Origin of the sequence: Kineococcus aridisoli, from assembly GCF_050871885.1 — a bacterium.
Taxonomy (GTDB): domain Bacteria; phylum Actinomycetota; class Actinomycetes; order Actinomycetales; family Kineococcaceae; genus Kineococcus.
In genome coordinates, this window is the sequence record NZ_JBJLSF010000152.1 from 1 (window position 1) to 5376 (window position 5376).

A 5376-nucleotide genomic window follows, 5' to 3' on the forward strand; every position below is an offset into this window, starting at 1 on the left:
CGCGCCCCCCCGCCCCCCCCCCCCCCCCCCCCCCCCCCGCCCCCCCCCCCCCCCCCCCCCCCCCCCCCCCCCCCCCCCCCCCCCCCCCCCCCCCCCCCCCCCCCCCCCCCACGGCCTGGAGCCGGCCGACCTGACCCGGCTGTGGGAGGTCAACGACGCCGTCCTGCACTCCCTGCGCGAGGGGCTCGTCGTCCTCGACACCGCCGGCCGGGTGCAGGTCGCCAACGACGAGGCGCGCCGGTTGCTGCCGGCCGGCGCCGACGGCGCGCTCGTGCTGCCCCCGGCGGTGCAGCGGCTGGCCGACGCCGGCGAGGACGTCGTCGACGACGTGCAGGTCACCGAGGACCGCGTGCTCGTCGTCAGCCGCCGCGACGCCCGCTGGGAGGGCCGGCGCGTCGGCACCGTCATCACGCTGCGCGACCACACCGAGCTGCAGGCCCTCACCCGCGACCTCGACGCCGTCCGGGGCCTGGCCGAGGCGCTGCGCTCGCAGGCCCACGAGGCCGCCAACCGGCTGCACGTCGTCGTCACCCTCGTCGAGCGGGGCCTGCCGCAGCAGGCCGTCGCCTTCGCCACCGCCGAGCTGGCCGCCGCCCAGCAGCTCACCGACCTCGTCGTCGCCGACGTCGCCGACCCGGCCGTGGCGGCCCTGCTCATCGGCAAGTCCGCGCAGGCCGCCGAGCGCGGCGTCGAGCTGGAGGTGGAGCCGGACACGGCGCTGGCCGAGGGCCTGCTGCCGGCGCGCGACCTCGTCACGGTCGTCGGCAACCTCGTCGACAACGCCGTCGAGGCGGCGCTGGCCGGTGCGCCCCCGCGCTGGGTGCGGGTGCGCGCCACCGCCGACGCGGCAGCGGTGCGGGTGCGCGTCACCGACTCCGGCGAGGGCCTGCCGGCCGGCTGGCTGGAGCGGGCGGTGCAGCGCGGCTGGTCGCGCAAGGAGCACCGGCTGGCCCCCGAGGGCGCGCACGGGCTCGGGCTGGCCCTGGTGGGCCAGGTGGTCCGCCGCCACGGCGGCACGATCGCCGTCGAGGAGCCGGTGACCCTCGACGACGGCGGCGGCACGATCGTCGTCACCCTCCCCGTCCCCCGGCCCGTCCCGCCCGCCGCCGGCACCCCGCGGGCGGCCCGCGCGGCCGGGGAGGTGCCGACGTGATCCGGGTGCTCGTCGTCGAGGACGACCCGCTGCTGGCGGCCGGGCACGCCGAGGTCGTCGCCGGCGTGCCCGGCTTCAGCGTCGTGGCCGCCGTGCACTCGGGCCGGGAGGCGCTCGCCGCCGTCGGCGCGGCCGGCGCCGACGCGCCCGTCGACCTCGTCCTGCTCGACATGACGCTGCCCGACGTCGGCGGCCTGCAGGTCCTGCGCGCGCTGCGGGCCGCGGCCGTGCCCGCCGACGTCATCGCCGTCACCGCCGCCCGCGACCCGGCCGTGGTGCGGCAGTCGCTGTCGATGGGGGTCGTGCAGTACCTGCTCAAGCCGTTCACCGCGGCGGCCCTGGCCGACCGGCTGCGCGCCTACGCCCGCTTCCGCGCCGACGTGGCGGCCGCCGCGGGCGAGCGCGGCATCGACCAGCACGCCATCGACGAGGCGCTCGCGCAGCTGCGCACCTCCGCCGCCCCCGGCCGCGGCGTGGCGGCCCCCACCCTGCAGGCGGTCGTGACCGCGCTGCGCGAGGCCCCGGCCGCCGTCGGCCTGTCGGCCGCCGAGGTCGCCGGCGCCACCGGCCTGTCCCGGGTCAGCGCCCGCCGCTACCTGGAGCACCTGAGCGCGGCGGGACGGGTCCGGCGCGAACCGCGCTACGGCGGCTCGGGGCGCCCGGAGCTGGCGTACCTGCCGACGCCGACGCTGTGAGGGCCGCCCTCAGCGCACCGGGGGGCTGAGCTCGTGCGGGGTGCCGAGCTCGTGCGGGGGCAGCAGCGCGGGCGCCGGGCCGGCCGGGCGGGCGCCGGCCAGGTCGGCCGGCGGCACGGGCCGACCGAACAGCCAGCCCTGCGCCAGCGGGCAGCCGAGCGCGACGAGCAGCTCCGCCTGCTCCTCGGTCTCCACGCCCTCGGCGACCACCTGCAGCCCCAGCGAGCCGGCCAGCGACAGCAGCGCCGTGAGCATCCCGGCCCGCCGGGGCGAGGTGGTGATCTCCGCGATGAAGCCGGAGTCCAGCTTGAGGTAGTCGGCCGGCAGGGTGTCCAGGCGGCTGAAGGAGGAGTAGCCGGTGCCGAAGTCGTCGATGGCCACGCCGACGCCGTGCCCGCGCAGCTCCTCCAGCGCCTGCAGCGCAGCGCCCGAGGAGCCGTCGAGCAGGCTCTCGGTGACCTCCACGACGAGCAGGTCCACGGGCCAGCCGGTGCTCCGGCAGACCTCCAGGACGGAGTCGGCGTAGCCGCCGGCGGTCAGCTCCCGGCCGGAGACGTTGACGGTCAGCAGCAGGTCGCGCCCCCAGGCGTCGCGCAGCGCCCGCGCGCTGCGGCAGGCGTCGGCCATCACGGCCCGGCCCAGGTCCGCGATGAGCCCGGCGCTCTCGGCGACCGGCACGAACTCCAGGGGCGGGACGGCGCCGCGCACCGGGTGGGTCCAGCGCGCCAGCGCCTCGACGCCGACGAGGCCGCCGCTGGTGGGGGAGACCACGGGCTGGAACCACGCGCGCACCTGGCCGTCGGCGACGGCCAGCGCGAGGTCGCGGGCGAGCTCGACGCTGTCGAGGTCGTCCAGGCGCGAGCGGCCGCGCCCGCCGGCCTTGGCCGCGTAGAGCGCGGTGTCCGCGCGGCGCACGAGGTCGGCGCCGCTCTCGCCGCCGGAGAGCTGGGCGACGCCGGCCGACAGCCCCGCGCCGTGCGCCTGGGCGCGCAGCCGCTCGACGACCGCGAGCGCGGCCCGCCCGTCGTGGCCGGGCAGCAGGAGGGCGAACTCGTCGCCGCCGTAGCGGGCCAGGACCGCGCCGGGCGGCAGCGCCGCGGCGCACTGGTCGGCGATGCGCTGCAGCAGCGCGTCACCGGCGCCGTGGCCGCCCCCGTCGTTGACGGTCTTGAAGTGGTCGACGTCCAGCAGCGCCGCCGACAGCGGCGCCGTGCGCCCGGCGGCCACCGCCGCGTCGAGGGCGACGTCGAAGCCGCGCCGGTTGAGCAGACCGGTGAGGCCGTCGTGGCTGGCGTCGGAGGCGATCCGCACGAGCAGCGCGATGGCGGTGGCGACGACGAGGCAGACGACCACCAGCGCCGCCACCACCCCGGCGCTGACCCCCTCGCGCTCGTGCAGCGCCCAGGCGCCCGCGGCGAACAGCACCGCCAGGTGGGCGGCGCCGTGCTGCCAGGGGAAGAAGAACACGACGTCCACGGCGACGAGGACGTACACCGTCGAGATCGCCAGCGCCGTGGCCGTCGTCGGGCACAGCGGCACGGCGAGGGTGATGAGCACCGTCCCGAGCAGCAGGACCCCGTGGTAGGCCGGCCGCGGCAGCCGCCACCCGGCCACGAGCAGCCCGGCGCCGGTGAGCACGGCCGTGCCGGCCAGGGCGAGCAGCACCAGCCGGTCGCGGCCGTCGGGGAAGTGCGCGGCGAGGATGACCGCGAGCGCGGCGGCGCCGCCGGCCACGAAGAAGGTCCCGGCCGTCAGCCCCATGACCCGCGGCGTGGCCAGGGTCGGGGCGGCGGCGGAGCGGAGCACCCTCCAGGGGTCGGCGCCGGGGCGCGGCGGCTGGAGGTCGGCGCCGGGGCGCCACCCGAGCGGCGCAACGCGGCGCCCCAGGGCCTAGGGTCGCTCCCGTGGCAGCAGCGGAGCGCATCACCGACAGGATCGTCCACCACGGCGAGGGGCCGTGCTGGTCGCCGACGTGGGGCGGCCTGAGGTTCGTGGACATGACCGAGGGCGACGTCCTCACCCTGGCCGCGGACGGCTCGACGAGCCGGCGGCACTACGGCGAGGTCGCCGCGATCGTGCGGCCGCGCACCCGCGGCGGCGCGGTCGTCGCCGTCGAGCGCGGCTTCGTGCTCGAGGACGAGGACGGCACGCTCGACCCGCTGCCGGAGCTGTGGGCCGCGGACGCGGGCATCCGCATGAACGAGGGCGGCTGCGACCCCGACGGCCGCTTCTACGCGGGCTCGATGGCCTACGGGGGCACGCAGGGCCGCGGCACGCTGTACCGCCTCGACCCCGACGGGTCGGTGAGCACGGTCCTGGAGGGCGTGACAATCTCCAACGGCCTCGGCTTCAGCCCCGACGGCACCCTGGCGTACTACAACGACACCCCCACCGGCCGCACCGACGTCTTCGACTACTCGCGCGAGGGCGGCCTGGTGAACCGCCGGCCGTTCGCGCAGGTCAACGAGGAGGGCGGCACCGACCGCCCCGACGGGTTGTGCGTGGACGCCGAGGGCGGCGTGTGGACGGCCCTGTTCGGCGGCTCGGCGGTGCGCCGCTACGCCCCCGACGGCACGCTGGACGCGGTCGTGGAGGTCGGGGCGCGCCAGGTCACCGCGTGCACCTTCGGCGGCGAGGACCTGACCGAGCTGTTCATCACGACCTCGCGGGAGAACCTCGACGAGGACGACGACCCGGCCGCGGGCAGCCTCTTCCGGCACGTGCCCGGGGTGAAGGGCCTGCCGGTCCTGCCGTTCGCCGGCTGAGACCGGCGCGCGGGGCCGGTGTCAGCGGGGCGGGGTCAGGACGACGGGGTCAGGACGACGGGGTCTCGACCCGCACGGGCGGTTCGGGGGCCGGGGAGCCGCCGTCGGTGCGCCCGGCGGCCTCGTCGCGCAGCCGCTGCGCGAACTCCTCGGCCATCATCAGCCGCTCGCGCAGCTTCTCGACGCGGGCGTCGGCGGCCGCGCGGAAGTCGTCGAGCTTGGCGAACAGCTCCTCGCGCGGGGTCTCGGAGGGCACGCGGCCGTCGAGGGCGTCCAGGACCGACAGCAGCTCGCGCATCTCGTCCAGGGAGAAGTCCAGGGGCTTCATCCGCTTGAGGATGAGCAGCCGGTAGACGTCCATCTCGGAGTAGAGGCGGAAGCCGCCGGGACTGCGGTGGGCCGGGCTGACCAGGCCCATCTCGTCGTAGTAGCGGATGGTGCGGAAGCTGTAGCCGACCCGTTCGACGACCTCGCCGATCTGCATGAGCCCGGACGCGGACACGGACACCTCCTCCGAGACGGGTGTGCTGCGCCCCGGCGGCGGCACGACGCTCGATCGTAACCGCCGCCCGCGCGGGTGGCCCCGCCCGCGCGGTGCGGCCGCCCCTGCGGCCACCCGTGCGGGTGCGCGGCGCGACGGGCGGCGAGCCCGGGCGCGTGCGGGACTCCGGGCGCGCCCTCGCCGACGACGACGGCCGGCCGCTGGGCGCCGTCGTCGTGCTGCGCGACACCACCGCCGACCACGCCCGCGTCGTCGCGCTGG

The 5376-nt window shown here is 78.1% G+C and carries 5 protein-coding genes; 3 read left to right on the forward strand and 2 right to left on the reverse strand.

Annotation, left to right across the window (positions count from 1 at the left end; genetic code table 11):
- Window positions 1-211: 211 nt before the first annotated feature.
- Both ACRYM2_RS22715 and ACRYM2_RS22720 read left to right on the forward strand, forming a co-directional pair.
- A complete protein-coding gene (locus ACRYM2_RS22715) occupies window positions 212-1153 on the forward strand; it encodes a sensor histidine kinase (RefSeq protein WP_432524943.1) in 942 nt (313 codons plus the stop codon).
- Window positions 1150-1848 (forward strand): response regulator, encoded by a 699-nt coding sequence (locus tag ACRYM2_RS22720; RefSeq protein WP_432524944.1) that lies wholly within the window; start codon window positions 1150-1152, stop codon window positions 1846-1848. Before ACRYM2_RS22715 ends, ACRYM2_RS22720 begins: the two co-directional genes overlap by 4 nt.
- 9 nt (window positions 1849-1857) lie before the next feature.
- Here ACRYM2_RS22720 and ACRYM2_RS22725 read toward each other — a convergent pair whose 3' ends face one another.
- On the reverse strand, window positions 1858-3654 hold the full coding sequence (locus ACRYM2_RS22725; protein ID WP_432524946.1) for a putative bifunctional diguanylate cyclase/phosphodiesterase: 1797 nt from the start codon (window positions 3652-3654) through the stop codon (window positions 1858-1860).
- A gap of 98 nt (window positions 3655-3752) precedes the next feature.
- On the opposite strand from ACRYM2_RS22725, the gene ACRYM2_RS22730 reads away from it, so the two are divergent.
- Window positions 3753-4613, forward strand: a complete 861-nt coding sequence (locus ACRYM2_RS22730; protein ID WP_432524948.1) for an SMP-30/gluconolactonase/LRE family protein — start codon at window positions 3753-3755, stop codon at window positions 4611-4613.
- A gap of 49 nt (window positions 4614-4662) precedes the next feature.
- On the opposite strand, the gene ACRYM2_RS22735 is transcribed toward ACRYM2_RS22730, so the two are convergent.
- Window positions 4663-5115 carry a MerR family transcriptional regulator gene (locus tag ACRYM2_RS22735; protein ID WP_432524950.1) on the reverse strand — a complete coding sequence of 151 codons (453 nt, stop codon included), beginning with the start codon at window positions 5113-5115 and terminating at the stop codon, window positions 4663-4665.
- Window positions 5116-5376 lie beyond the last annotated feature (261 nt).